Here is a 25,753-nt window from a genome sequence, read left to right as displayed (position 1 = left end):
GCCACAGCCGGGCTCGCCCGTACGTCGCGAGAAATATCGCGCGTGGGTGTCATCGAATGACGATATGCTGCCCTTATGAGTCCTGACGCGGGACGCTAGTCCGGGAATTAACGACGCTTGAACGATACCGACGTCCGGCACTCCGGCACATCCACAGCGAGGTCGGCGCACCCGCCGCTGGAGGTGCTGCTCATCTTCCTCAAGCTCGGCGTGACCTGCTTCGGCGGTCCCATCGCCCATATCGGCTATTTCCGCGACGAGTTCGTCACCCGCAGGCGATGGCTCGATGAGCAGGCTTATGCGGACCTGGTCGCGCTCTGCCAATTCCTGCCGGGCCCTGCGAGCAGCCAGGTCGGCTTTTCGCTCGGCCTGATGCGATCAGGCTATCTGGGAGCGCTGGCGGCCTGGACCGGCTTCACGCTGCCCTCGGCCATCGCGCTCGTGCTGTTCGCCTTTGGCGCCAGCGGATTGAGCGGCCCGGCGGGCGCAGGGCTGGTGCATGGCCTCAAGCTGGTCGCGGTGGCGATCGTGGCGCAGGCCGTCTGGGGCATGGCGCGCTCGCTCTGTCCCGACCGCGAACGCGCATCGATCGCGACGGTGGCGGCCCTCGTCATCCTCGCCAGTTCCTCGTCGATCGCCCAGATCGGCGCCATCATTCTCGGCGCCGTCGCCGGGCTTTGGTTCTGTCGGGCGCAACAGCCCGACGGCGTCACGCATATCGCGATGCCGGTGTCGCGCCGCATCGGCGAGGCAGCGCTGATCCTGTTCCTTGCCTTGCTGGTCGGATTGCCTCTCCTCGCCCGCACATGGCCCGGCCTCGGCCTGTTCGAGGCCTTCTACCGTTCCGGCGCGCTGGTGTTCGGCGGCGGCCACGTCGTGCTGCCGCTGCTGCGCGAAGCCGTGGTGACGCCGGGCTGGATTGGCGACGACGCATTCCTGACCGGCTACGGCGCAGTGCAGGCCGTGCCGGGCCCGCTGTTCACCTTTGCCGCCTATCTCGGCGCCGCGATCGGCGGCGTGCCGGGCGCGATCACAGGCCTCGCCGGCATCTTCCTGCCGGGAATCCTCATCCTGCTCGCGGCGCTGCCGTTCTGGGATGGCTTCCGCAAGCGGCCGGCGGCGCAGGCGATGATGCGCGGCGTCAACGCCGCCGTGGTCGGCATCCTCGGTGCCGCGCTCTACGATCCGGTCTGGACCGGCAGCGTCCACCGTCCGCTCGATTTCGGCGTCGCGCTGGCCGGCTTCGTCCTGCTCACGGCATGGCGCGCGCCGCCGCTCGTGGTGGTCGTCCTCAGCGCGGCCGCCGGCATCGCCATGGCGCTCCTGCAATCGTGAACAGCCGCGCCGACTTGTCGCCCGCCGGATTAAGAACGCCTTCACGGCTGGCCGGCATGATACCGGGCACATGCCGAGCGTTGCTAAACAATCGGATCCGACCCGGGTTCCCATGCTCGACCTGCTGCGGCTCGCCGCGGTCGGGGCTGTGATCCTGTACCATTACGGCTTCTGGGGCACCGCATCGCACGGCGTTCAGAAGGTGGCGATGCCGTATCTCGCCCCGGTCGCCCAGTACGGCTTCCTCGGCGTCCCCGTGTTCTTCGCGATCTCTGGCTTCGTCATCGCCTATTCGGCCGAAGGCCGCACGCCGGTCGGATTTGCGATCGCCCGCTTCAGCCGGATCTATCCGACCTTCGTCATCTGCATGACGCTGACATTCCTCGCGACGCTGCTGCTGGGCCACACGTATTTCCACGTGACGTGGGGGCAATGGCTGGCGAACCTGTTCGTCGCGGCGCCGATGCTCGGCCAGCCCTATGTGGACGACGCCTACTGGTCGCTGGTGATCGAGGTGGTGTTCTACACCTGGGTCGCGCTGTTGCTGGCCTGGGGCATTTTCCCGCGGAAGATCGACACGATCATCCTGGCATGGATTGCAATCACCTTCGCCAACGAGCTGACGCTGGACGTTCCGCTGTTCGAGAAGCTGTTCATGGCCGACGACAGCGGCTTCTTCGCCGTCGGGCTCCTGATCTACGAGCATTATCGCGGACGGCGCGACACCAGGCTCTACAGCCTGCTGACGCTGGCGACGGGCACCGCGACATTCCAGGCCGTGCACAAGCTGGAACGGCTCGGCGTCCACACCCATGGCAGCTTCGATCCGCGCGTCGTGACCGTGATCTGCATTGTCTCGCTCGGGATCGTGTTCGCCGCCACCCGCATCAAGTCGGTGCCGTTGCCGGAAAGCATCGTCAGGGCCGTCGGCGGCATCACCTATCCGCTCTATCTGCTGCACCTGCAGCTCGGCTACGTGATCCTGCTGTTGATGACGCCGACGCCGGACGCGCTTTCGACCGTGCTCGTGGTGGCAAGCATGGTGGTGTTGGCATGGTTCGTCTGGCGCTTCCTCGAAGGCCCGGCGCATTATCTCATCAGGGACAGGCTCACGATGCTGACCTCGCGGCTCGGCTGGCCCTCGCGCATTCGCGCGGGCGAAGCGCGGATCAATCCGGGCCACATCGCCGCACCGGTCGAGGCCGGGCGGATCGCCAATCACTGATTTGCCCGGCGGCGCAAGCCCGTGCATCGTTACTGACGTGCTCTCCGCTGCTCAGCGCCGCGACCAGCGATTGCTCGCCAATCCTGCGCAGACCACGGCGTCGGCGCTGTTGGGAATGGTCCGCGCGAACCAGCGGTCGACATCCGGCGAGGTTTGGGTCCTCGGCTCATCGCGATAGCGAAGCTGGCCATAGGCACCCCGCATCGCCATCGTCGCTTTCTCGATGGTCTGGTCAGGGTAAAGAGTTGCAGCCAACCTGAGGCAGAGACCATCGAGATCGCCCCCGCACGTCTCGTCCGAAACAGCCGGCACGACGCTTCGACATTGTGCGCGCCCCAACACATAGATGACGGGATTTCGCGTCCGCCAGCACAGGCAGAACTCCGCCGTCATCGCCGTATCGAACATCCGCTTGAAAAAACCGCTGCCGCGATGGGTGTTTCTGACTGCGGTGCCTGAAAGATAGATCACGGGGTAGCCAGCAACGGCCAGGCGCTGAACGATGAGGTAAGCCACGCATTCACCGCCATGATGGAGCAGGACAATGCCATGGTCGGTTCGTCATGGCTCAATCACGTCTTGTGAAGGCGGTGACAAACAAGCCCAGTCTCGCCGGGAGAGCACGTATGAGCCGTAACACATTGCGCAGGGAAAGCCGGAGTGTTCGGTTACACCTGTGGTCCTACCCCTGAGCTTTTTTCATTGCTCGGGGTCCATGGGTGCGATCGGCACCCGGCTTTCCCTGCGCCCTCCGCTCAAGAGGGCTGAAAACGGGCAAACCTCGGGTGCATTCCGCGCCGCGAGACCATCAGGACCCGCGCCAAGCCATGCAATTAAGCCCAGTTCCGCCCCCCGCGCAGGGCCAAAATCCCTGCAAGACCCTTGACATAGCTGCCCTTTCGGCAGATCGCGTGGGGTCAAGCCGTCATGGACTGTTCATGGATCTGATTAGCACGACCTCCGACCTCGCCGCCGCCTGTGATCGGCTCGCCAAACACAAGGTCATCACCGTCGACACCGAGTTCTTGCGGGAGACGACTTACTATCCCCTGCTCTGCGTCGTGCAGATGGCAAGCGCGGATGAAGCCGTCGTGGTCGACGCGCTGGCGCCCGGCATCGACCTCAAGCCGTTCTTCGAACTGATGTCGAACGAGGCTGTGCTTAAGGTATTCCACGCTGCGCGGCAGGACATCGAAATCGTCTGGCACCTGTCCGGCACGATTCCACATCCGATCTTCGATACCCAGGTCGCCGCCATGGTGCTCGGCTATGGCGACAGCATTGCCTATGACCAGCTCGTCGATCGCGTCACCGGCCACCGCCCCGACAAGACCCATCGCTTCACCGACTGGTCGCGCCGCCCGCTGACCGAAGAGCAACTACATTACGCCGTCTCCGACGTCACCCATCTGCGCGAAGTCTTCGCGGCGCTCGATGCCGATTTGAGGAAGCGCGACCGCAGCGACTGGGTCAGCGAGGAGATGGAGATCCTAACTTCGCCGAAGACCTACGACTTCCATCCCGAGCGTGCCTGGGAGCGGCTCAAGACCCGCGTGCGCAAGCCGCGCGAGCTCGCGGTGCTGATCGAGGTCGCCGCTTGGCGCGAGCAGGAGGCACAGAGCCGCGACGTGCCGCGCTCGCGCGTGCTCAAGGACGATGCGGTCGGCGACATCGCCACCCATGCGCCGACCTCGCTGGAGAAGCTCGGCAATCTCCGTTCGCTGCCGAAGGGTTTCGAGCGCTCGAAATGGGGCGCCGACATCATTGCCGCGGTGCAGCGCGGGCTTGCGCGCGACCAGGCTATGCTCCCCAAGCTGGAAAAGCCGCGCAACAACGCCAATGGCGCGGCGACCGTCGAGCTCTTGAAGGTGCTGTTGCGCATGACCTCGGAGCGCCACGGCGTCGCCAGCAAGGTGATCGCCACGGTCGACGATCTCGAGCAGATCGCAGCCAGCGATCAGGCCGAGGTCGGCGCCTTGCACGGCTGGCGGCGCGAATTGTTCGGCGAGGCGGCGCTCAAGCTCAAGCACGGCGAGCTCGCGCTCGCGATCGACAAGGGCCGCGTGGTGCGGGTGGATCGGGGATAGCGCACGAGGTTCCCGTACATCCGACCGTCGGCCAGTGGCCGAACGCTCCGCGCCGGAGCTCGGCCGAGACAGGCGGAGGTTGCGCCAGATGAAATCACCGCGCTGCTGAAACCACCGCGCTTGCTAAGGCGCAATTTTCGTGTTGCAATCCCTTCACAATCGGATTGCGGCCGTTCGACTGCGCGTTTCACGACGTTGATGTCCAAGGCTTCAAGAGGCGGCTTCGCGAAACTTCGGACTTGAAGACTTTGGATCTGAAGACCCGGAAATTGAACAGACAGCGGAAAGCCCGCTTGTGGCGTGGCACGTGGAAAACGTGGCCGCGTCTTTTTTATGTCTAGACTGGGAGAAAGACGATGCCGAAGGGTACCGTCAAATGGTTCAACCCGACCAAAGGTTATGGGTTCATCAAGCCGGCCGTCGGCGACAAGGATGTGTTCGTCCACATCTCGGCGGTCGAACGCGCAGGCCTCAGCACACTCAACGAGAACCAGACCGTCGAGTACGAGCTGGTGGAGAACCGCGGCAAGGCGTCGGCAGAGAACCTCAAGGTTCACTGAACGCCGCTACCAGCGGAATTCATCCTGATGCCTCCCCCGGCTGCATCACCCGGGGGATTGTTCTCGGGGATCTCTCGCGCAACCGCGTCCTAAGGCGCCGGCGCGATCAGCGTGCTGTCGCTTGCGGCGCTGCCCAGCGTCTTGCAGCGGTCGCCTTCGAGCTTGAGCCGGCCGCTCGCCAGAAGCCGCAGCGCCTCCGGATAGATGCGATGCTCGATGGTGATCACGCGTGCGGCGAGCGTCTCAGCCGTGTCATCGTCAGCCACCGTGACCGCGCCCTGCATCACGATCGGTCCGGCGTCGGTCTCCGGGATCACGAAATGCACCGTCGCGCCGGACAGCTTGACCCCTGCACGCAAGGCCTGACCGTGCGGATCGAGGCCGGGAAAGCAGGGCAGCAGCGAGGGATGGATGTTGAGCATCCGCCCGTACCAGTGCCGCGCGAATTCGGCGGTGAACAGCCGCATGAAGCCGCCGAGGCAGATCAGCTCGACCTGCTTGTCGTCGAGCGTCCGCTGCAGCACCGCCTCGAAGCCGGCGCGATCCTTGCCGAACGGCTTGCTCTCGATGACGATGGTCGGAATGCCGCTCGCGGCCGCCTTCTCGAGCCCGGCCGCGTCGGCGCGATTGGAGATCACGGCCACGATCTCGGCCGGAAAGTCCACAGCCTTCGCTGCTTTGATCAACGCGGTCATGTTGGAGCCGCGGCCGGAGATCAGGATGGCGACGCGGCGCTTCATCGCGAGAGATCGAGATGACCGTTATAGACCACGCGATGCTCGCCCTCGTGCGCCCCCTTGGCCTCGATCACCTCGCCCAGCAGCGTCACGGTCTCGCCGCCGGCGGTGAAGGCCTCGGTCACCGCATCGACCGCGTCAGGCTTGACGATCGCGATCATGCCGATGCCGCAGTTGAAGGTGCGGAGCAACTCGAGCTCGGCGATGCCGCCCTGCTCGGCCAGCCATTTGAACACCGGCAGCACCGGCAGCCGCGCCAGATCGATGCCAACGCCGAGATGCTTCGGCAGCACGCGCGGAATGTTGTCGGTGAAGCCGCCGCCAGTGATGTGGGCGAGCCCCTTCACCGCGCCGGTCTCACGGATCGCGCTCAGGCAGGATTTCACATAGAGCTTGGTCGGCGTCAGCAGCGCCGCGCCGAGCGTCATGACCGGTGCGAACGGCGCCGGCGCATCATAGGCGACGCCGGACTGCTCGACGATCTTGCGCACCAGCGAATAGCCGTTGGAGTGCACGCCCGACGAAGCCAGGCCGATCACGGTGTCACCCGCCGCGATATCCCCCGTCGGCAGCAGGGTGCCGCGCTCGGCGGCGCCGACCGCGAAGCCGCCGAGGTCGTAATCGCCATCCTTGTAGAGGCCGGGCATCTCGGCGGTCTCGCCGCCGATCAGCGCGCAGCCGGATTCGCGGCAACCCTCGGCGATCCCCGCGACGATCTGCGCGGTAGCCTCCGGATGGAGTTTGCCGCAGGCGAAATAGTCGAGGAAGAACAGCGGTTCCGCGCCCTGTACGACGAGGTCGTTGACCGACATCGCGACGAGGTCGATGCCGATGCCGCTGTGGATGCCGGTCTCGATCGCGATCTTCAGCTTGGTGCCGACGCCATCGGTCGCGGCCACCAGGACAGGATCCTTGAAGCCGGCGGCCTTAAGGTCGAACAGCCCGCCGAAGCCGCCGATCTCGGCATCCGCGCCGGGCCGTGCGGTGGCCCGCACCATCGGCTTGATCAGATCGACCAGTCGATTGCCGGCGTCGATATCGACACCCGAATCCGCGTAAGTGAGCCCGTTTTTGCGCTCGGTCATGCCCAATTCCAGATGATCAGGGGCTGGTTACGAGGAATTCCGCCCCCGCGCAATGGCTCGCGGCGATGCTCCCGCGATACTATGTAGATAACACCCGGCCGCTGCGCAAAAGAGCCGGATATCGAGTAAAATCAGGCTTCTAACCGGGAAGCGATCCAAGTTGAGCATTCCTAACATCATCACCCTCGGCCGCATCATCCTGGTGCCTGTGATCGTCTGGGCCATCGTGTCGAGCCAGATGGAGATCGCCTTCGCGATCTTCGTGATCGCCGGCGTCTCGGACGCGGTCGACGGTTTCCTCGCCAAGCGCTTCAACATGACGAGCGAGCTCGGTGCCCTGCTCGACCCGCTCGCCGACAAGGCGCTCTTGGTGTCGATCTATGTCGCGCTCGGAATCTGGGGCGCAGTGCCGCGCTGGATCGTGATTCTCGTGGTCTCGCGCGACATCATGATTGTCGCCGCCGTGATTGTGTCATGGTTGTTCGACAAGCCGGTTGAGATGAAGCCGCTGATGGTGTCGAAGCTGAACACGGTGGCGCAGGTCGCGTTCGCGGCGCTGGTGCTGGCCTCCCTCGGTTTCGGTTTCGAGCCGCACCCCTACGACCTGATCCTGATGGGTCTGGTCACGATCTTTACTTTGGGTTCGGTGTCCCTCTATCTCGTGGAGTGGGTGCGGCACATGAGCACGATCGAGGCTCGGTAGAGCATGATCCGGAAAAGTGGAAACCGGTTTTCCCTCGCGACAAACGCAAGGCGTTTGCGCGGAGATCATGCTAAAATAAAGTGGTTTGGAGACTTGCGTGGCCGGTAGCGTTCAACCTCGTCAATTGGCCTTGGCCCTGCCGCACGAGGAGAAACTGACCCGCGACGATTTCCTCGAGGGGCCCGCCAATGAGGCCGCGCTGGCGCTGATCGACGGCTGGCCCGACTGGCCGAACCGAATCATGCTGCTGGTGGGGCCTGACGGCTCCGGCAAGAGCCACCTCGCCGCGATCTGGGCCGAGAGCGCCGGCGCGCGCTCGACCGCAGCCCATGCGCTGACCGCCGACGCGGTGCCGACGGCGCTCGCGACCGGCGCGCTGGTGGTCGAGGACCTGAGGCCTTCGGATTTCGACGAGCGCGCGATGTTTCATCTGATGAATCTCGCGCGCCAGGACGATGCCTTCGTGCTGATCACGGCGCGCGTTCCGCCTTCGGCGTTCGAGATCGAATTGCGTGATCTGCGGTCCCGGCTCCGCGCGGTGCCGACGGTGACGCTGCTGCCGCCCGACGATCAGCTGTTCCGCGGCCTGATCGTCAAGTTTTGCGCCGATCGCCAGATGAGCGTGGACGAACCGCTGGTCAGCTATTTGAGCAACCGGATCGAGCGTTCCTACGTTGCCGTCCGGCAGGCCGTCGAACTGCTGGATACCGAGGCGCTGCGGCTCGGCCGGCCGGTCACACGGACGCTGGCGGCGGAGCTGTTGCGGGACACCTGACCATCCCCGCGGCTTGACGGCGCAGGCCGGCGGAACATCAATGTCATCGAAACGTCATCGCAATATCACATGGTCTGTGCGGCCCCCGGCTAGACCGCTTCAGCCACCTGCCTCGAATTGGACCAACACTTGATGGACTCGGTACAAGCAACTGAAATCAAAGAGAAAGAGGCGGAACTCCCTCCCGTTCCCGCGATCGCGACCAGCCCCGAGCGATTCATCAACCGGGAGCTCTCCTGGCTGCACTTCAACCGGCGGGTGCTCGAGGAATCGGTCAATCTCGGCCATCCCGTGCTGGAGCGGGTCCGCTTCCTGTCGATTTCGGCGAATAACCTCGACGAGTTCTTCATGGTCCGTGTCGCCGGCATCAAGGCTCAGGTCCGCGAGGGCATTGCCGAGCGCAGCCCGGACGGCCTGCTGCCGGCCGAGCAGCTCGTGATGATCAACAAGACCGTGTCGCGCCTCGCCTCCGACCAGCAGGCGATCTGGAGCGACCTGCGGGACATCCTGTCCAAGGTCGGTATCCAGCTGGTCGACGGCCGCGACGTCACCAAGTCCGAGCGCACCTGGATCGAGGATCACTTCCTCCACAGCATCTTCCCGCTGCTGACCCCGCTCGCAATCGACCCGGCGCATCCGTTCCCGTTCATCCCGAACCTCGGCTTCACGGTGGCGCTGCAATTGTCGCGGATCTCCGACGGCAAGGCGATGAACGCGCTGATCCGCATGCCGGGCAAGATCGACCGCTTCATCCGCATCCCCTCCACCAAGGAAGGTGCGCCGGTCCGGCTGATCACGCTCGAACAGGCCACCGGCCTGTTCATCGGCCGCTTGTTCCCCGGCTACACCGTCAAGGGCCAGGGCGCGTTCCGCATCATCAGGGACTCCGAACTCGAAATCGAGGAAGAGGCCGAAGACCTCGTTCGCCTGTTCGAGACTGCGCTCAAGCGTCGCCGCCGCGGATCGGTGATCCGGCTCGAGATCGAGGCCACGATGCCCGAAGAGCTGCGCGTCTTCGTGCAGCAGGCATTGTCGGCCGCGGACGATGAAGTGATCCTGGTCGACGGCGTGCTCGCGATGAACGAGCTGTCGCAGCTGACCCGCCTCAATCGCCCCGACCTCGAATTCCCGCCCTACGTGCCGCGCCATCCCGAGCGGGTGCGCGATCATGGCGGCGATATCTTCGCCGCCATCCGTCAGAAGGACCTCGTGGTCCATCACCCCTACGAATCCTTCGACGTCGTCGTCCAGTTCCTGCAACAGGCAGCGCGCGATCCCGACGTGGTCGCGATCAAGCAGACGCTCTATCGCACCTCGAACAACTCGCCGATCGTGCGCGCGCTGGCGGATGCCGCCGAAGCCGGCAAGTCGGTGACCGCGCTGATCGAACTCAAGGCGCGCTTCGACGAGGAGGCCAATATCCGCTGGGCCCGCGACCTCGAACGCGCCGGCGTGCAGGTGGTCTACGGCTTCATCGAATTGAAGACGCACGCCAAGCTGTCGATGGTGGTGCGCCGCGAGGGCGGCAATCTCACGAGCTATGTGCACACCGGCACCGGCAACTATCATCCGGTCACCGCCCGCATCTATACTGACGTCTCCTACTTCACGTCGGACCCGATCATCGGCCGCGACGTCGCGCGTGTGTTCAACTACATCACCGGCTACGCCGAGCCGAGCGACATCGAGAAGATGGCGGTATCGCCGCTGACGCTGCGCAAGCGGATCATCGAGCACATCCACGGCGAGATCGCCCACGTCAAGCACGGCCGGCCCGGCGCGGTCTGGATGAAGATGAACGCGCTGGTCGACCCCGACATCATCGATGCGCTGTACGAGGCCTCGCAGGCCGGCGTCTCGGTCGAGCTCGTGGTGCGCGGCATCTGCTGCCTGCGGCCTGGGCTGCCCGGATTGTCGGAGAACATCCGCGTCAAATCGGTGATCGGCCGGTTCCTGGAACACGGCCGAATCTATTGCTTCGGCATGGGCCAGGGCCTGCCGAGCGCAAAAGCTGCTGTGTATATCTCGTCCGCCGACATGATGCCGCGGAACCTCGACCGCCGCGTCGAGGTTCTCTGTCCGCTGCAAAATCCCACGGTGCATCAGCAGGTTCTCGAACAGATCATGGTCGCGAACCTGAAGGACACCGAGCAGAGCTGGCAATTGTTGCCGGATGGATCGTCAACGCGTATGAAGGCCGCGAAAGGCGAAGAGCCGTTCAATCTACATGACTACTTCATGACAAATCCGAGTCTGTCCGGCCGTGGTAAGTCTCTCAAGGAATCTTCACCGCGCCGTCTCACGCGTCGCAACGAGCGTCAGCAGCCATCGTCTTAAGGGGGCCTTACGGTGAAGCGGCCGCGGAAGCGCGCTTCCAGCGTCGCTGTGATCGATATCGGCTCGAACTCGGTTCGTCTCGTGGTTTACGAGGCGATGGCGCGCAGCCTCATCACCATCTTCAACGAGAAGGCACTGTGCGGGCTCGGACGCGAGGTGCAGAGCACCGGCCTGCTCGCAACCGATGCCGTCAACAAGGCGCTGACCGCGCTGCGGCGCTTCCGCGCGCTGTGCCGGATCCAGCAGGTCGGCCGCGTCTACGCGATCGCGACCGCGGCCTGCCGCGACGCCAAGAACGGTCCTGACTTCATCGCCCAGGCCGAGCGCATCTGCGGCGCCAAGATCGAGATCCTCACCGGACCGCGTGAAGCGAAGCTTTCTGCGCTCGGCGTCGTCTCGGGTGTGCACAATCCGAACGGCATCGTCGGCGATCTCGGCGGCGGCTCGCTCGAATTGATCGACGTAAAGGGCAGCCGCGTCCGCAGCGGCGTGACGCTGCCGCTCGGCAGCCTCGCGCTGCAAGACCTCTCGAACAAATCGCTCAAGCGCGCCGAACGCATCGTCAAGAACGAGCTGCTCGGCGTGGCCCAGCTCAAGACCGGCCGTGGCCGCACCTTCTACGCGGTCGGCGGCACCTGGCGCGCGCTGGCGCGTATCCATATCATCCAGAGCGGCTACCCGCTCAAGGTGATGCACGGCTATTCGATCCCGGCAGCGGATGCGCTCGATTTCGCGCAGCGGCTGCGACGGCTTGCGGCCACCAACATGCTGGCAAACATCGAGTCGGTTGCCGATGCGCGGCGGCCACTGCTGGCCTACGCCGCGCTCGTGCTCGAATACATCATCCGCGTGGCGCAGCCCAAGACCATCGTGTTCTCGACCTTCGGCGTGCGCGAGGGCCTGCTCTACGAGATGCTGCCGCAGGCCGAGCGCGGCAAGGACGGGCTGGTGTGCGCCGCGCAGAACCTCAACGAATTGCTGTCGCGCTCCGCCCGCCACGCCCAGGAGCTGACCGCGTGGACCGACCGGCTGGTGCGGGTCGTCAGGCTGCGCGAGACCGAGGAAGACCGCAGGCTGCGGCACGTCGCCTGCCTGCTCTCGGACATCGGCTGGCGAGTGCATCCCGATCATCGCGGCGAGGAAACCCTCAGCCTGATCATGAACGGCAATTTCGGCTCGATCACGCATCAGGGACGGGCCTTCGTCGCGCTCTCGGTGTTCTACCGCTACGCCGGCCTCAGCGAGGAAAACGAACCGCCGCCGCAGATCCGCGCGCTGGTGACGCCGGCGATGGACGAGCGCGCGCGCGTGCTCGGCGCCGCGTTCCGCGTCGCGCATCTGATAACGGCGGCGCGCACCGGCGTGCTGCCGGCCACCCATTTCCGCACCCAGGGCCGCAAGCTGATGCTGGTGTTCGAGCACCGGATGGTGGATCTGGTGGCCGACCGCGTCGGCAGTCGCTTCAAGCAATTGGCGCGGCTGCTCGGACGCGCCGGCTCGATCGTGCGGCGCTAGAGCTCTCGCCTATCACGCAGCCTTGGCGGCGTGCTTGGCTTTCAGCTGCGCGTGGCGGCGCCAGATCGATCCCACCACCAGCACCACGATGATGCCGAGCACGGCGAGCGCGATTTCGCCGCCATTGCCGCCATGGGCGAATTGCGGCGAGATGCCGACCGAGGTCAGCCAGGAATCCAGCTTGGCACCAAGCGGGCCCGCGAACAGCGCATCCAGCCTCGGATGAACGGCGGGATCGGTCGCGATGACGTCGCCTGCGATCCAGCCGAGCAGTGCGGCACCGGCCCAGACCAGGATCGGCAGCTTGTTGAGCAGCGCCATGATCAACGCCGCACCGGCAACGATCAGGGGAACGCTGATCGCAAGTCCGAGCACCAAAAGCGGTACGCTGCCATTGGCGGCGGCAGCCACCGCGATCACATTGTCGAGGCTCATCACGATGTCGGCGACGACGACGATCTGAACCGCGGCCCACAGATGCGAGGCCGCATGCACGCTGTCCTCGTCCTCCTGCTCCGGCACCAGAAGCTTGGCGGCGATCACGATCAGCGCCAGTCCGCCGACCAGCTTCAGGTAGGGAAGCGCCATCAGGCTGGCGACGATGCCGGTGAAGATGACGCGCAGCAGCACCGCTGCGGCGGCGCCGAGAATCATGCCCCACAGCCGCTGGCGCGGCGCGAGCCCGCGGCAGGCCAGCGCAATCACGAGCGCGTTGTCGCCCGACAGCAGGACATTGATCCAGATGATCTTGCCGACGGCGACCCAGAAGGTCGGCGTCGCCATCTCGTTCTTGAACTCGGTGAAGAACGCGCCGATGTACGCCGGATCAAAGATCTGCCACAGCCAGTCCACAGCGGGTCCTATTCGGCCTTGCGGCCGCCCCTGGCGGCGTTTGTCCGCCGCTCCCGAGTTATTTCGACACGGTCTCCTCGGGAGACCGTGCCACTTTCAGTCACGCGCTATTAGCCGACGATCTCGTTGCCGGCGAAGAACTGCGCGATCTCGATCACCGCGGTCTCCGGCGCATCCGAACCGTGCACCGAATTCTCGCCGATCGATTTCGCATAAAGCTTGCGGATGGTGCCTTCGGCCGCCTTCGATGGATCGGTCGCGCCCATCACGTCGCGATATCTGGGGATGGCGCCCTCGCCTTCCAGCACCTGGACCACCACCGGGCCCGAGGTCATGAAGTCGACCAGTTCGCCGAAGAACGGGCGCGCCTTGTGGACGGCATAGAAGGTCTCGGCCTGGCCGCGGGTCATGCGGATGCGCTTCTGCGCCACGATCCGCAGGCCGGCCTTCTCGATCACCGCATTAACCGCGCCGGTCAGGTTGCGCTCGGTGGCGTCGGGCTTGATGATCGAAAAGGTGCGTTCAATCGCCATGATTTCGTCCTTGTAAACGGTGGCTGGGAGTTGCCGGGGCTTATATCGGCGCGATGGGGTAACGGCAAGCGACCCTGTGACGCGTTAGCCTTTAGTTTTGACGCATTTTCGCGACGAAAACCGTCGTCCAGGCGGTCTCCATCAGAGATGGGCTCGGCCGACTTACCGCGATTTCACCTAGGTGAACCCATTCTGTCAGTGCCGTGCCGCTGCCGTTCAGCTCCAGCCACATAGGCTCTGCATCGATCGGACGCCTTGCTGGCCCTCCATCCGCAAGCCTCACAGGACGTCTCGGGAAACGATGTCACCGCGGGCGCGTCACACGCGCCCATAGCTCGAGGAGACGATCATGTTACGCAAAATCTCGCTTGCCGCCGTTGCCGCGATTTCGCTCGGCGCCGCCGCGCTCGCCCCGACCTCCGCCTCTGCCTGGGGTGGTTGGCATGGCGGCTGGCACGGTGGATGGCACCATGGCTGGTGGGGCGGCCCGCGCGTCATCGTCGGAGGTCCCGCCTATTACGGCGGGTATGGATATGGCTACGGCGGTTGCTACGTGCGCCGCGTGGTGCCGACCCCGTGGGGTCCCCGCTGGCGCCTGGTCAACCGCTGCTATTGATCCCATCTGTTCTGTCGACTGCTCCCCTGACTTTGCTTTCGCCCCGGCCCTGCGCCGGGGCTTTTTTATGCCCCTCAGGGAACCCAGCCGCATGATGCGCCTCACCACCTCAAAGCGAGAGCAAGGCGGCACGGAAACCAAAATCGGGGGTCGCGACTTGTCACGGCAAGGATCACGAAACACGCGAGGTGGAACTCGCCAAGAGACATGCCAAGAGACATCTATGACGATGACAATGACCCCGACCGAGAACGATCCCGATCAGATTGATCGCAAGACCTGCCGTTACATCTGCGATGCCGTGGGTGAACGGCTCCAGCAAAGCATGCGGCCAGAACCCGCACTTTCGTCCCGCCTGCAGCAACTCCTCGAGGAGATGCAACGACGGGAAAACGATCAACATTAGAGTTTGCGGGCTCACCAGCAGCCCAATTGCGTTTTGCAACAGCCACCACGGAGAGATTTTACAAACAGACGGGTTGCGTTTGGCAGCGGGTCCGGTGACAACGCTGCATGCTCTCCATCACTGACATTTCAGTCCGGATCGCCGGGCGGCTGTTGATTGATCACAGTTCTGTGCAGATCGTGCCCGGCGCGCGCGTCGGATTTGTCGGCCGTAACGGTGTCGGCAAGTCGACGCTGTTTCATGCCATCAGGGGCGACCTTCCGGTCGAGAGCGGCAGCATCGCGCTGCCGCCGCGCTGGCGGATCGGCAGCCTCGCGCAGGAAGCGCCCGACGGACCCGAAAGCCTGATCAACGTCGTGCTGAAGGCCGATCTCGAGCGCGACGCGCTGCTGCGCGAGGCCGAGACTGCGCACGATCCGCATCGGATTGCCGAGATCCAGATCCGGCTGGTCGACATCGACGCTCACTCGGCTCCCGCCCGCGCCGCGGCGATCCTCTCCGGCCTCGGCTTCTCGACCGCCGACCAGGCGCGGCCATGCGCGGAATTTTCCGGCGGCTGGCGCATGCGCGTGGCGCTGGCGGCGACGCTGTTCTCCGCGCCCGATCTCCTGCTGCTGGACGAACCGACCAACTATCTCGATCTGGAAGGCACGTTGTGGCTGGAGAACCATCTCGCCAACTATCCGCGCACCGTGATCGTGATCAGCCACGACCGCGATCTGCTGGATACCTCGGTCGATCAGATCCTGCACCTCGACCGCGGCAAGCTGACGCTCTACAAGGGCACCTATTCCTCATTCGAGGAACAACGCGCCCAGCGTGAATTGCTCGATGCCAAGCACGCCAAGCGGCAGGCCGATGAGCGCAAGCGCCTGCAGGACTTCGTCGATCGCTTCAAGGCGAAGGCCTCCAAGGCGCGCCAGGCGCAGTCGCGCGTGAAGATGCTGGAGCGGATGAAGCCGATCACCGCACTGGTGACCCAGGATGTTCGCGAGATCTCGTTCCCGGCGCCCGAGAAGCTGCTGTCGCCGCCGATCATCGCGGTCGATGACGTCTCGGTTGGCTACGAGCCGGGCAAGCCCGTGCTCAATCGCGTGACGCTGCGCATCGATACCGACGACCGCATCGCGCTGCTCGGCGCCAACGGCAACGGCAAGTCCACGCTGGTCAAGCTGCTGGCAGGCAAGCTCGCTCCGTTCGCAGGGAGGATCACCAGGGCCGATAAACTTTCGGTCGGCTATTTCGCCCAGCACCAGGTCGACGAACTCAACCTCGACGGCTCGCCCTATGATCACATCCGCAAGCTGATGCCGGAGGCGCCGGAGAGCAAGGTGCGCGGCCGGGTCGGCGCGATCGGCTTCTCCGGCAAGGCCGGCGACACGCTGGTGAAGAGCCTGTCGGGCGGCGAGAAGGCGCGGCTGCTGGTCGGGCTCGCGACGTTCTACGGCCCCAACATGATCATCCTGGACGAGCCGACCAACCACCTCGATATCGACAGCCGCGCGGCGCTGGCGGAGGCGATCAACGAATTCCCCGGCGCCATCATCATGGTCTCGCACGATCGTTATCTGATCGAGGCCTGTGCCGACCGATTGTGGGTGGTGGCGAACCAGACCGTCACGACGTATGACGGCGATCTCGACGAATATCGCCGCATGATCCTGTCGGCCAATGACGGACGGCCGGCGGCGCGCGAGCGCGTCAAGGAGCCGGCAAAGCCCGAGCGCATCCGCAACGAGAAACGCACTTCACCCCGGCAGCGAATCGCGCAGGCCGAGGCCGAGATCGAACGCATCAACGGCATCATCGCCAAGATCGACACGGCGCTCGCGCTGCCCGATATCTTTACGCGCGATCCCAAGCAGGCCGCGCAGCTGACCAAGGCGCGCGCCGGCGCCGAGAGCGCGCTGCAACGCGCCGAGGAGGAATGGCTGGAAGCCAGCGCCGAGCTCGACGAAGCCGCGAACTAGATTTGCCCCACTGGGCGGCGCCACATATCGGTGTCGTCCCTGCGAAAGCAGGGACCCAACCACAGATGGTCATTGTTGCGCGATCGCGGAACGACGAGTCCCTTCACCACATCCGCCGCGGAGCATGGGTCCCTGCTTTCGCAGGGACGACGTGTGGAGGGAGTCTGGACTCTCATTCTTTGTGTCATGCCCGCGCATACATGCATCGAGCTGTCGCTGAGGCGAAAATGCCTTAACCGTGCGAGGTCTTTTTCTTCTTCGGCTTCGCCGGCTTCGGCTCCGGCACTGGATCCGGGCCACGTTCGACGGACGACAGGCGTCCTGAGGTGAACGTGTAGATGCCGGCGCGCGGGCCGCGCGACCAGGTAACGACCGCAACGCGCCCGCCGCCCGGAGCACTGGACAGGTTCACGCTGTCTGGGGCGCCGATACCTCGCACCACGTCGCATTCGGTGTGGCCGAGCGCGACGCTGCCGCCCGTCGGTTGCGGCGGTGGGGCACCGGGAGCCTGCGCGTTCGCATCGGCGGCGCCCGGTGGCGGCGCCATGCCTGGACAGCCTCCGTCGGCACTGACGAGATCGTCGTTCGTCACCGGCTTGTCCGGCGTCAGCGGAGGCGATTCGATCGAGATGTTGCGGACGAACACCCGCCCCGGACGCGAGAACCATTCCGCATCGCGCGAAAACAACTCGGATGCGCCGCCTGAGCAGCCGGCAAGGCCCGGCGCAAGCACCAGCAACGCCAGCAGCGACTTCCGACTGAATGTTCCGTCTCGCACGATCGACAAGGCTCCAAACCCCTTTACCTAAGAGCTTGTCCGAACATCACTTTGCGGCATGACCGTGACCCGCCCCAGGAAACGTCGAATTATCATTAATTAGTAGATATCGCTATTGGCGCCGCTGCCAGCGTCCCCGCTCGTCGGTCTGCCAATAGGTGACCTCGAAGCCGCGCGCTTTGCAGGCGATCCAGCTCTCCCGCGCCGAAGCTACCGCGTCGGGGTCGTCGCCATTGAACACGAGCACCACCCGCTCGTAGCTGTCGCAGTCGGCCGGCAACGTCGCATTGTCGACCAGGAAGCGGACATTGGCCCGGTTCGGATTGCCCTCCTCGATCGACAGGATGATCGGCTGGTCCTGTGCGTCGGCAACACGCGAGGTCGCGTGCGGCAGGAAGGAATCGTCGCTGTACGTCCACAGATGCACGTCAAGCGTTTCGGCACGCTCCTGCGATGTCGATTGCACGACCACGCGCCAACCGCGCTCGAGTGATTTCTCGAGCAGCGGCGGCAGCACGCTCTCCAGCGTCATGTTCTGCAGATGGTAGAACAGAACCTCGGTCATGCGGCGGCTGACACTCTATTTCCTGGCTTCATAATATTCCGCGACGAGTCGCTCGAGCAGCCGGACGCCGTAACCCGAACCCCAGCTCTGGTTGATCTCGGTCTTCGGCGCGCCCATAGCGGTGCCGGCGATGTCGAGATGAGCCCAGGGCCTACCGTCGACGAAACGCTGTAGGAATTGGGCTGCCGTGATCGAGCCGCCATTGCGCCCACCGGTGTTCTTCATGTCGGCGAATTGCGAGTCGATCTGCTTGTCGTATTCGGGACCGAGCGGCATGCGCCACACCTTCTCGCCGGTCTCCAGGCCGACCTTGGCCAGGCGCTCGGCGAGTTCGTCGTTGTTGGAGAACATGCCGGCGTGATCGGTGCCGAGCGCAACCATGATCGCGCCGGTCAGGGTCGCGAGATCGACCATGAACTTCGGCTTGAACTTCTTGGCGACGTACCAAAGCACGTCGGCGAGCACGAGCCGCCCCTCGGCGTCGGTGTTGATGATTTCGATGGTCTGGCCGGACATCGAGGTGACGATGTCGCCGGGACGCTGCGCATTGCCGTCGGGCATGTTCTCGACGAGGCCGATGGCGCCAATAGCGTTGACGCGGGCCTTGCGCGCCGCGAGCGCATGGATCAGCCCGACGACGCAGGCCGCACCGCCCATGTCACCCTTCATATCCTCCATGCCGCCGGCCGACTTGATGGAGATACCGCCGGTGTCGAAGCAGACGCCCTTGCCGACGAATGCGACCGGCGCCTCACTCTTCTTGCCGCCGTTCCAGCGCATGATCACGATGCGGCCGGGCCGCGCCGATCCCTGCGCGACGCCGAGCAGCGCGCCCATGCCGAGCTTGGTCATCGCCTTGACGTCGAGGACCTCGACGGTGACGCCGAGCTTGCGAAGCTGGCTTGCGCGGCGTGCGAACTCTTCGGGGTACAGCACGTTCGGCGGCTCGTTGACGAGCTCACGCGCCAGGTTCACGCCATCGACGATGGACGACTCAGAGGCAAAGGCCTTCCTGGCAGCTGCAACGTCGTCGACGGCGATCGAGACGTCGGCCCGCACAGCGCCGTCCTCGCCGTCCTTCTTCTTGGTCTTGTAGCGGTCGAACTTGTAGGCGCGGAGGCGGACGCCGGTGGCGATCGCGGCCGCCTGGCCGGCTGCCATCGCGGCATCGGGCAGTTCGGCGATGACCGTCATCGAACCGCTGCCGGCGTTGAGCTTGCCGGTCAGCACGCCGCCGAATTTGAGATAATCCTTCTCCTTGAGGTCGGCCGCCTTGCCGGTGCCGATCACGATCAGCCGCTCGACCTTGATTCCCTCCGGCGCCAGGATGTCCAGGGCTGCCCCGCTCTTGCCCTTGAACTGGTTGGCGGCGGCTGCCCGCTTCACCGTCTCGGCGGCCGCTCCCAGCGCCTTCCGGGTGGCGGCTCCCAGCTTCAACTGCTCGTCGCAAAACGCGACCAGGATGCCGCGAGCGGACGCGGAGAATGGGACAAAGCCGACCTTGACGGCGTCGGACATAGGAAAATCCTCCAGAACTCAGGGTGTTGCTCGGACCTGAAGCGGTCCTTCCGGTACTCGGGGTGAGTATTGCGATGGCGGTCCGGAACCAGCCCGGACCGGGCTTGTCGCATACTATGACCTGCCGGCCGCGCCGCTGCCAAGCGCTGGAGTGGCCGGAAGGCCACAAAAGCGATTAATTAACCATAAATTAAGCGTGCCTTGGCCCGGCCATTTTGTTGACGGATCAAAGGGATGGTAGTGAGAGAGTGGACACAGAGTGAGCCGGACGGGTCCGCGGCTCGACCATAGGGGAACCCGGGTTGACGGGATTGGTCGAAAGCCGTGCGTTTGGTTGCGCCATGGGGGTCGTGCGGTAGCGATGGGGTCGATCGACAAGTACATCTTCAAAACGACGCTGGCGTCGTTTGCGCTTGTCCTGGTCAGCCTCACCGGCGTGATCTGGATTACCCAGGCTTTGCGCGGCATCGACCTGATGACCAGCCAGGGTCAGACCATCCTCACCTTCCTCGGCATCACCAGTCTCGTGATTCCTGCCCTGGTGCTGATCATCGCCCCGATCGCGCTGATGATCGCGATCTCCCACACGCTGAACAAGCTCGCGACCGATTCCGAGATCATCGTGATGAACGCAGCGGGCTTCTCGCCGTTCCGGCTGTTCCGGCCGTTCTTCTTTGCCACCTGCGTGGTGGCGGCACTGGTCGCCTTCATCGGCGCCTATCTCGCCCCCGACGGCATGCGCCGGATCAAGCAGTGGAACGCCGAGATCACCGCCGACGTTCTGACCAACATCCTGCAGCCCGGCCGCTTCGCCCAGCTCGACCAGAATCTGACGATTCGCATCCGCGAACGCCTGCCCGGCGGCGTGCTCGGCGGCGTCTTCGTCGACGATCGCCGCGATCCGCAGCAGCGCGTGACCATCGTCGCCGACCACGGCACCGTGCTGAAGAACGAGAGCGGCTCATATCTCGTGCTGGAGGACGGCAATCTCGAGCGATTCGAAGTCGGCAAGCGCGATCCGACGCTGGTGGTGTTTCAGCGCTACGCCTTCGACATGTCGAAATTCTCGCAGGGCCGTGACGTCACTCTCGGGATTCGCGAGCGTTACCTCTGGGAGCTGGTGTGGCCGGACGAGAACGATCAGACCTATCAGCAGCTGTCAGGCCAGTTCTTCGCGGAGCTGCATGATCGCTTCATGGCACCGATCTATCCGTTTGCGTTCGCGGCCCTCACCTTTGCCTTCCTCGGCGCGCCGCGCACCACGCGCCAAAGCCGCAATTTCTCGATCGGCGGCTCGGTGTTCGCGGTGTTCGGCCTGCGCATGGTCGGGTTCGCCTGCTCGGTGATGGCGGTGAAGTCGCCGCTGGCCGCCCTGGTGCAGTATCTGATGCTGTTCGGCGGTATCGGCATCGGCATCTGGATGATCGTCGGCGGCGTCGTCGTCGAACCGCCGGCGGCGCTGATGGAAGCGATCAACCGGAACAACGAGCGCATTGCGCGCTTCTTCCGGAGGCCGGCAACCGCATGAGCATGGTCACAAACACGCTCGGGCGTTATTTCGCCGGCCGCTTCGTCGTCGCGGCGGTAGGCGTGTTCGCGGGCATCTTCGTGCTGCTCGTGCTGGTCGACTACATCGAGATGGTGCGCAAGACATCCGGCCTGATCGGCGCCTCTGCCGTTACCGTCGCTGAGACCTCGCTGTTTCGCGTGCCGCAGTTGCTCGAAAAGCTGATGCCGTTCTGCGTGCTGATCGGTGCGATGACCTGCTATCTCGCACTGTCGCGGCGGCTGGAGCTCGTCGTGGCGCGCGCCGCTGGCGTCTCGGCCTGGCAATTCATCTCGCCGGCGCTGGCCAGCGCGATCCTGCTCGGCATCTTTGCGACCACCGCCTACAATCCGGTGTCCGCCCATCTGCGCGAGCTCTCCAAGCGGATGGAGGCCGAGCTGTTCGGCTCTGCGCCGGGCGGTGGTATTCAGGACGCGTCAGGCTTCTGGCTCAACCAGATCAACGACGAGGGTCAGGCGATTATCAATGCAGCCCGCAGCGAGCAGCAGGGCGTCCGCCTGACCGGCCTCACGGTGTTCCGATTCGATACGGCACTGCAGTTCAAGGAACGAATCGAGGCCCGCGAAGCGGCGCTCGAAGAGGGCCGCTGGGTGTTCACAGGAGTACGCCGATATACCCTCGATAAGCCTCCGGTGGACCAGGACACCTTCTACCTGACCACCACCCTTACCCCTGCACAGGTGCGCAACAGTTTCTCCACCCCTGAAACTGTGTCCTTTTGGCAACTTCCGAACTACATCCGTTCGTCGGAGAGCTCAGGGTTCGCGACGGCTGGCTATCGCTTGCAGTATCACAAGCTCATCGCACAGCCGTTTTTGCTGGCTGCGATGGTGATGTTGGCGGCTTCTGTGAGCCTCCGCTTCTTTCGGATGGGCGGCGTGCAGAAGATGGTTTTGAGTGGCGTGGGCGCAGGCTTTCTGCTCTACGTTCTGTCGAAAGTGACTGAAGATTTGAGCAAGGCTGAGTTGATGCATCCCATCGCCGCGGCGTGGTTGCCTGTCGTTGTGGGTAGCCTCACCGGATTCTTAGCCTTGCTGTATCAGGAGGACGGGTAGTGGCTATCGTCGCCGCCCGCCAGTTGAGGTCGTCTGCATTCGGATGGCGCAGTGCCCTGCGCCGTCAACGAAGCCGCATGACCACGTTTGGCGTCTCGATCTCAACTCTCCTCGCCGCGTTCGTCGTGGTCAGCGCGCTCGACGTTGTCGCGTCGACGCCGGCCGCCGCACAGGCCTTCACCTACAATCCGCGTCCGCCCAAGCCGGTGCGCGCGCCGGCCAAGAATGACGGGCAGATGCTCGTTCAGGCGACCGAGGTCGATTACGACTACAACAACAGCCGCATCTCGGCCGTCGGCAACGTGCAGATGTTCTACAACGGCACCAGCGTCGAGGCCGACAAGGTCATCTACGACCAGAAGACCAAGCGTCTTCATGCCGAAGGCAACATCCGCATGACCGATGCGGAAGGCAAGATCACCTACGCCAACATCATGGATCTCAGCGACGACTACCGTGACGGTTTCGTCGATTCGCTGCGCGTCGATACCGAAGACCAGACCCGCATGGCGGCGACGCGCGCCGATCGGTCCAGCGGCAACTACACGGTATTCGACAACGGCGTTTATACCGCCTGCGCGCCGTGTAAGGATGATCCGAAGAAGCCGCCGCTCTGGCAGGTCAAAGGCGCGCGCATCATCCATAACCAGACCGAGAAGATGCTCTATTTCGAGAACGCCCAGCTCGAATTCTTCGGCGTTCCGATGGCCTACCTGCCCTACTTCTCGACACCCGATCCGACCGTGAAGCGCAAGAGCGGCTTCCTGATGCCGGGCTTCACCAGCTACACGGCGTTCGGCTACGGCGTCGAAATCCCCTATTATTGGGCGATCGCGCCGGACATGGACGCGACCTTCAATCCGCGCATCACGTCCAAGCAGGGCGTGCTGCTGCAGACCGAATTCCGCCAGCGTCTGTCGAACGGCTCCTATCAGGTCCGGCTTTACGGCATCGACCAGCTCGATCAAGGCGCCTTTGCCGGCCAGCCGGGCGACCGCCAATTCCGCTGGGGCGTCGACACCAAAGGCCAGTTCGCGCTGAACGACAAATGGGTCTGGGGCTGGGACGGCGTAGTGCTGTCCGACTACTTCTTCATGTCCGACTACCGGCTCGCCCAGTACAAGGATCCGTTCGGATCGTTCCTGTCGCTGCCGACGGAAGCCATCTCGCAACTCTATCTGACCGGTGTCGGCAACCGCAGCTTCTTCGACGCGCGCGCGATCTACTATCTCAGCTACTCGGGCAACCAGAACCAAGTCCCGGTGGTCGCGCCTGTGATCGACTACAACAACGTGATCAACAACAACATCCTGGGCGGCGAGTTCAGCTACAAGATGAACTTCGTCAACCTGACGCGCGAAACCGCGGTATTCGACCCGATCACGACGACTGCCAACACCAATAGTCTGTGCTTGACCACATCCGCCGATCCGATGGCGCGAACGCCGTCGCAATGCCTGTTGCGCGGCATGCCGGGCACCTACACTAGGCTGACGGCCGAGGCGCAGTGGCGCAAGTCGTATACCGACCCGCTCGGCCAGATCTGGACACCGTTCGCCAGCGTCCGCGCCGATGCCATCAACGCCGACATCTCCAACCAGCCCGGCGTTTCCAACTTCCTGCCGGTCGGCGACACCCAGACGGTCCGTCTGATGCCGACCATTGGTCTCGAATACCGCTACCCCTTCATCAATGTGCAGCCGTGGGGAACGACGACCGTCGAGCCGATCGCGCAGGTCATCATCCGGCCCAACGAACCCGATGCCGGCAAGCTTCCGAACGAGGACGCGCAGAGCCTGGTGTTCGACACCAGCAACCTGTTCGCGGTCGACAAGTTCTCCGGCTACGACCGCGTCGAAGGCGGCAGCCGCGCCAATGTCGGCGTGCAGGCCACCACGCAGTTCGACCGCGGCGGCAGCATCAAGGGGATGTTCGGACAGTCCTACCAGATGTTTGGGATGAACTCGTTCGCGGTCGCCGACGTCACCAACACCGGCATCGACTCCGGCCTGCAGAACCCGCGCTCGGATTATGTCGCGAGCCTCGCCTATTCGCCCAATCGCACCTATACGTTCAGCGTCCGCTCGCGGATGGATGAAGCGACCTGGAACATCAACCGGTTCGAGGCCACGGCGAGCGCGAATTTCGACCGCTGGTCGGTCGCCGTGACGTACGGCGATTACGCAGCGCAGCCGGAACTCGGCTATTTGACGCGCCGCGAGGGCATCCTCACCAGCGGATCGGTCAAGGTGGCGTCGAACTGGGTGGTTCAGGGTGCTGCGCGCTGGGACCTTGAAGCGAACAAAATCAACCAGTATGCGCTCGGCGCGGGCTATGTGGACGACTGCTTCGTGCTGGCTGCCAATTATGTCACGTCCTATACCTATCAGGCCGGCTCGCAGCCGCCCGTCCTCAGCCACGCGATCATGTTCCAGATCGGGCTGCGGACGATCGCCCAAACCTCCACGTCCAGCAGTTCGGCTGGCATGCAGTAGCGAGCGAGCGGTCTGTGGCGAGGGGCTGGTATTGCCCGCGGGCCTGTGGCTCCGGCTTGAATTGGTTTAAACGGCTGACATGACGACAATGACGACCGCTAGCCTGCCAACGCGCCGCCAATCGCTTGTGTTGAGTTCCCTGCTGGCTCTGTTCCTCCTACTGGGGGGCGGTGCGCGACTGCATGCCCAGACCATCGCCGTCATGGTCAATGGCGAACCCATCACCAATTACGACATCGAGCAGCGCGCCAAGCTGAACGCCCTGACCGGCGGCAAGAACCCCGACCGAAAAGCCATCCTCGACGAGCTGATCGACGAGAAGCTGAAGATCAAGGAAGCCAAGAAATTCGGCGTCGATCCCTCCGCCGGCGATATCGATCAGTCGTTCGGCGGAATGGCGCAGCGGATGCGGCTTTCGGGCGATCAGCTCACCAAGGTGCTGGAGGGCAAGGGCATCCGCCCGGATACGCTGAAGCAGCGCATCAGGGCCGACATGGTCTGGACCAGCCTGGTCCGTGGCCGCTTCAAGGAGAGCCTGCAGGTCGGCGAAAAGGACGTCGCCACCGCGGTCAAGGAAACTGGTGATGCCCCCGACGCCGAGGCGTTCGAATACCGGATGCAGCCGGTCGTTCTGATCGTGCCCCGCGGCGCTCCGCAGTCGGAATTCGAGGGACGCCGCAAGGAAGCCGACTCCCTGCGCGAGCGCGTGACCAGTTGCGAGGAAGCCAACACCTTCTTCAAGTCGATGCGCAACGCCGCGATCCGCGAGATCGTCGTGAAGACATCGGCCGACCTGCCGCAGGCGCTGCGCGACATCCTGGACAAGACCCCGGTCGGCCACCTCACCCCTCCCGAGGTCACCAAGCAGGGCATCGAGATGGTCGCCCTGTGCGGCCGCAAGGCAACCACCGTCGACACGCCGAAGAAACGTGAGATGCGGGACAAGATGTACGTGCAGAAGTACGAGGCGAAGTCGAAGGCCTACCTGCAGGACGTCCGAAAAGCCGCGATGATCGAATATCCAGGCGGGCGATGATCG

Annotated in this window: 23 protein-coding genes; 15 read left to right on the top strand and 8 right to left on the bottom strand. The window is 64.3% G+C overall.

The window, feature by feature from the left end; all coding sequences use genetic code 11:
• Positions 1 to 117: 117 nt before the first annotated feature.
• Both chrA and ABIB78_RS05620 read left to right on the top strand, forming a co-directional pair.
• Positions 118 to 1,335 (top strand): chromate efflux transporter, encoded by a 1,218-nt coding sequence (gene chrA, locus ABIB78_RS05625; protein WP_429022402.1) that lies wholly within the window; start codon positions 118 to 120, stop codon positions 1,333 to 1,335.
• 112 nt (positions 1,336 to 1,447) lie between these two features.
• The gene (locus ABIB78_RS05620; RefSeq protein ID WP_429022400.1) at positions 1,448 to 2,560 is read left to right on the top strand and encodes an acyltransferase family protein; all 1,113 of its coding nucleotides are present in this window, start codon (positions 1,448 to 1,450) and stop codon (positions 2,558 to 2,560) included.
• A 51-nt stretch (positions 2,561 to 2,611) separates the two neighbouring features.
• On the opposite strand, the gene ABIB78_RS05615 is transcribed toward ABIB78_RS05620, so the two are convergent.
• Positions 2,612 to 3,076 (bottom strand): hypothetical protein, encoded by a 465-nt coding sequence (locus tag ABIB78_RS05615; protein ID WP_429022398.1) that lies wholly within the window; start codon positions 3,074 to 3,076, stop codon positions 2,612 to 2,614.
• A 422-nt stretch (positions 3,077 to 3,498) separates the two neighbouring features.
• On the opposite strand from ABIB78_RS05615, the gene rnd reads away from it, so the two are divergent.
• Positions 3,499 to 4,647, top strand: a complete 1,149-nt coding sequence (gene rnd, locus ABIB78_RS05610) for a ribonuclease D (protein WP_429022397.1) — start codon at positions 3,499 to 3,501, stop codon at positions 4,645 to 4,647.
• 356 nt (positions 4,648 to 5,003) lie between these two features.
• Complete coding sequence (locus tag ABIB78_RS05605) at positions 5,004 to 5,207, top strand: cold-shock protein (RefSeq protein ID WP_021079877.1); 204 nt, start codon at positions 5,004 to 5,006, stop codon at positions 5,205 to 5,207.
• 89 nt (positions 5,208 to 5,296) lie between these two features.
• On the opposite strand, the gene purN is transcribed toward ABIB78_RS05605, so the two are convergent.
• Both purN and purM read right to left on the bottom strand, forming a co-directional pair.
• The gene (gene purN / locus ABIB78_RS05600) at positions 5,297 to 5,947 is read right to left on the bottom strand and encodes a phosphoribosylglycinamide formyltransferase (protein ID WP_429022394.1); all 651 of its coding nucleotides are present in this window, start codon (positions 5,945 to 5,947) and stop codon (positions 5,297 to 5,299) included.
• Positions 5,944 to 7,029, bottom strand: coding sequence for a phosphoribosylformylglycinamidine cyclo-ligase (gene purM, locus ABIB78_RS05595; protein ID WP_429022392.1), 1,086 nt, complete (start codon positions 7,027 to 7,029; stop codon positions 5,944 to 5,946). The genes purN and purM overlap by 4 nt, the downstream gene beginning before the upstream one ends.
• 160 nt (positions 7,030 to 7,189) lie before the next feature.
• On the opposite strand from purM, the gene ABIB78_RS05590 reads away from it, so the two are divergent.
• The 4 genes from ABIB78_RS05590 (at position 7,190) to ppx (ending at position 12,359) form a co-directional block, all read left to right on the top strand.
• Positions 7,190 to 7,732 carry a CDP-alcohol phosphatidyltransferase family protein gene (locus ABIB78_RS05590; protein WP_429022390.1) on the top strand — a complete coding sequence of 181 codons (543 nt, stop codon included), beginning with the start codon at positions 7,190 to 7,192 and terminating at the stop codon, positions 7,730 to 7,732.
• A gap of 97 nt (positions 7,733 to 7,829) precedes the next feature.
• Positions 7,830 to 8,507, top strand: a complete 678-nt coding sequence (locus tag ABIB78_RS05585; protein ID WP_429022388.1) for a chromosomal replication initiator DnaA — start codon at positions 7,830 to 7,832, stop codon at positions 8,505 to 8,507.
• Between the two features lie 132 nt (positions 8,508 to 8,639).
• Complete coding sequence (locus ABIB78_RS05580; RefSeq protein WP_429022386.1) at positions 8,640 to 10,844, top strand: RNA degradosome polyphosphate kinase; 2,205 nt, start codon at positions 8,640 to 8,642, stop codon at positions 10,842 to 10,844.
• 12 nt (positions 10,845 to 10,856) lie between these two features.
• Positions 10,857 to 12,359: an exopolyphosphatase gene (gene ppx / locus ABIB78_RS05575; RefSeq protein ID WP_429022384.1), complete on the top strand. Its 1,503-nt coding sequence runs from the start codon at positions 10,857 to 10,859 to the stop codon at positions 12,357 to 12,359.
• Between the two features lie 12 nt (positions 12,360 to 12,371).
• On the opposite strand, the gene ABIB78_RS05570 is transcribed toward ppx, so the two are convergent.
• Both ABIB78_RS05570 and ndk read right to left on the bottom strand, forming a co-directional pair.
• A complete protein-coding gene (locus ABIB78_RS05570; protein ID WP_429022383.1) occupies positions 12,372 to 13,211 on the bottom strand; it encodes a TerC family protein in 840 nt (279 codons plus the stop codon).
• A gap of 110 nt (positions 13,212 to 13,321) precedes the next feature.
• Positions 13,322 to 13,744, bottom strand: a complete 423-nt coding sequence (gene ndk, locus ABIB78_RS05565) for a nucleoside-diphosphate kinase (protein WP_429022381.1) — start codon at positions 13,742 to 13,744, stop codon at positions 13,322 to 13,324.
• Positions 13,745 to 14,093: 349 nt separating this feature from the next.
• Here ndk and ABIB78_RS05560 point away from each other — a divergent pair, with 349 nt between their 5' ends.
• From ABIB78_RS05560 to ABIB78_RS05550, 3 genes are all read left to right on the top strand, one after another.
• The gene (locus tag ABIB78_RS05560) at positions 14,094 to 14,360 is read left to right on the top strand and encodes a hypothetical protein (protein WP_021079868.1); all 267 of its coding nucleotides are present in this window, start codon (positions 14,094 to 14,096) and stop codon (positions 14,358 to 14,360) included.
• A gap of 223 nt (positions 14,361 to 14,583) precedes the next feature.
• Positions 14,584 to 14,766 (top strand): hypothetical protein, encoded by a 183-nt coding sequence (locus ABIB78_RS05555; RefSeq protein WP_429022378.1) that lies wholly within the window; start codon positions 14,584 to 14,586, stop codon positions 14,764 to 14,766.
• A 107-nt stretch (positions 14,767 to 14,873) separates the two neighbouring features.
• Complete coding sequence (locus tag ABIB78_RS05550; RefSeq protein ID WP_429022376.1) at positions 14,874 to 16,736, top strand: ABC-F family ATP-binding cassette domain-containing protein; 1,863 nt, start codon at positions 14,874 to 14,876, stop codon at positions 16,734 to 16,736.
• A gap of 232 nt (positions 16,737 to 16,968) precedes the next feature.
• Here the strand turns inward: ABIB78_RS05550 and ABIB78_RS05545 are convergent, their stop codons facing one another.
• The 3 genes from ABIB78_RS05545 to ABIB78_RS05535 all read right to left on the bottom strand — a co-directional run bounded on the left by ABIB78_RS05545 (position 16,969) and on the right by ABIB78_RS05535 (position 19,597).
• On the bottom strand, positions 16,969 to 17,523 hold the full coding sequence (locus ABIB78_RS05545) for a hypothetical protein (protein WP_429022374.1): 555 nt from the start codon (positions 17,521 to 17,523) through the stop codon (positions 16,969 to 16,971).
• A gap of 103 nt (positions 17,524 to 17,626) precedes the next feature.
• Entirely contained in the window at positions 17,627 to 18,079 is a 453-nt protein-coding gene (locus ABIB78_RS05540; protein WP_429022372.1) for a DNA polymerase III subunit chi, read from the bottom strand.
• 15 nt (positions 18,080 to 18,094) lie between these two features.
• Positions 18,095 to 19,597, bottom strand: coding sequence for a leucyl aminopeptidase (locus ABIB78_RS05535; RefSeq protein WP_429022370.1), 1,503 nt, complete (start codon positions 19,595 to 19,597; stop codon positions 18,095 to 18,097).
• A 361-nt stretch (positions 19,598 to 19,958) separates the two neighbouring features.
• On the opposite strand from ABIB78_RS05535, the gene lptF reads away from it, so the two are divergent.
• From lptF to ABIB78_RS05515, 4 genes are all read left to right on the top strand, one after another.
• On the top strand, positions 19,959 to 21,125 hold the full coding sequence (gene lptF / locus ABIB78_RS05530) for an LPS export ABC transporter permease LptF (RefSeq protein ID WP_429022369.1): 1,167 nt from the start codon (positions 19,959 to 19,961) through the stop codon (positions 21,123 to 21,125).
• A complete protein-coding gene (gene lptG / locus ABIB78_RS05525; protein WP_429022367.1) occupies positions 21,122 to 22,219 on the top strand; it encodes an LPS export ABC transporter permease LptG in 1,098 nt (365 codons plus the stop codon). Before lptF ends, lptG begins: the two co-directional genes overlap by 4 nt.
• A 77-nt stretch (positions 22,220 to 22,296) precedes the next feature.
• Complete coding sequence (locus ABIB78_RS05520; protein WP_429022365.1) at positions 22,297 to 24,714, top strand: LPS-assembly protein LptD; 2,418 nt, start codon at positions 22,297 to 22,299, stop codon at positions 24,712 to 24,714.
• Positions 24,715 to 24,802: 88 nt separating this feature from the next.
• Positions 24,803 to 25,750, top strand: a complete 948-nt coding sequence (locus ABIB78_RS05515; RefSeq protein ID WP_429022363.1) for a SurA N-terminal domain-containing protein — start codon at positions 24,803 to 24,805, stop codon at positions 25,748 to 25,750.
• The last annotated feature ends 3 nt before the right edge of the window (positions 25,751 to 25,753 follow it).

It is taken from the genome of Bradyrhizobium sp. I1.14.4, from assembly GCF_050435825.1.
Classification (GTDB): Bacteria; Pseudomonadota; Alphaproteobacteria; order Rhizobiales; family Xanthobacteraceae; genus Bradyrhizobium.
This window is presented reverse-complemented; position numbering and strand designations above follow the sequence as displayed.

Bases quoted from the DNA above. Each gene is read 5' to 3' on its own strand.
- lptF (WP_429022369.1), top strand. From the start codon at position 19,959: ATGGGGTCGATCGACAAGTACATCTTCAAAACGACGCTGGCGTCGTTT.
- purN (WP_429022394.1), bottom strand. From the start codon at position 5,947: ATGAAGCGCCGCGTCGCCATCCTGATCTCCGGCCGCGGCTCCAACATG.
- ABIB78_RS05580 (WP_429022386.1), top strand. From the start codon at position 8,640: ATGGACTCGGTACAAGCAACTGAAATCAAAGAGAAAGAGGCGGAACTC.
- purM (WP_429022392.1), bottom strand. From the start codon at position 7,029: ATGACCGAGCGCAAAAACGGGCTCACTTACGCGGATTCGGGTGTCGAT.
- ABIB78_RS05605 (WP_021079877.1), top strand. From the start codon at position 5,004: ATGCCGAAGGGTACCGTCAAATGGTTCAACCCGACCAAAGGTTATGGG.
- ABIB78_RS05540 (WP_429022372.1), bottom strand. From the start codon at position 18,079: ATGACCGAGGTTCTGTTCTACCATCTGCAGAACATGACGCTGGAGAGC.
- rnd (WP_429022397.1), top strand. From the start codon at position 3,499: ATGGATCTGATTAGCACGACCTCCGACCTCGCCGCCGCCTGTGATCGG.
- ndk (WP_429022381.1), bottom strand. From the start codon at position 13,744: ATGGCGATTGAACGCACCTTTTCGATCATCAAGCCCGACGCCACCGAG.
- lptG (WP_429022367.1), top strand. From the start codon at position 21,122: ATGAGCATGGTCACAAACACGCTCGGGCGTTATTTCGCCGGCCGCTTC.
- ABIB78_RS05620 (WP_429022400.1), top strand. From the start codon at position 1,448: ATGCTCGACCTGCTGCGGCTCGCCGCGGTCGGGGCTGTGATCCTGTAC.
- ABIB78_RS05535 (WP_429022370.1), bottom strand. From the start codon at position 19,597: ATGTCCGACGCCGTCAAGGTCGGCTTTGTCCCATTCTCCGCGTCCGCT.
- ABIB78_RS05560 (WP_021079868.1), top strand. From the start codon at position 14,094: ATGTTACGCAAAATCTCGCTTGCCGCCGTTGCCGCGATTTCGCTCGGC.
- ABIB78_RS05550 (WP_429022376.1), top strand. From the start codon at position 14,874: ATGCTCTCCATCACTGACATTTCAGTCCGGATCGCCGGGCGGCTGTTG.
- ABIB78_RS05520 (WP_429022365.1), top strand. From the start codon at position 22,297: ATGACCACGTTTGGCGTCTCGATCTCAACTCTCCTCGCCGCGTTCGTC.
- ABIB78_RS05555 (WP_429022378.1), top strand. From the start codon at position 14,584: ATGACGATGACAATGACCCCGACCGAGAACGATCCCGATCAGATTGAT.
- ABIB78_RS05515 (WP_429022363.1), top strand. From the start codon at position 24,803: ATGACGACCGCTAGCCTGCCAACGCGCCGCCAATCGCTTGTGTTGAGT.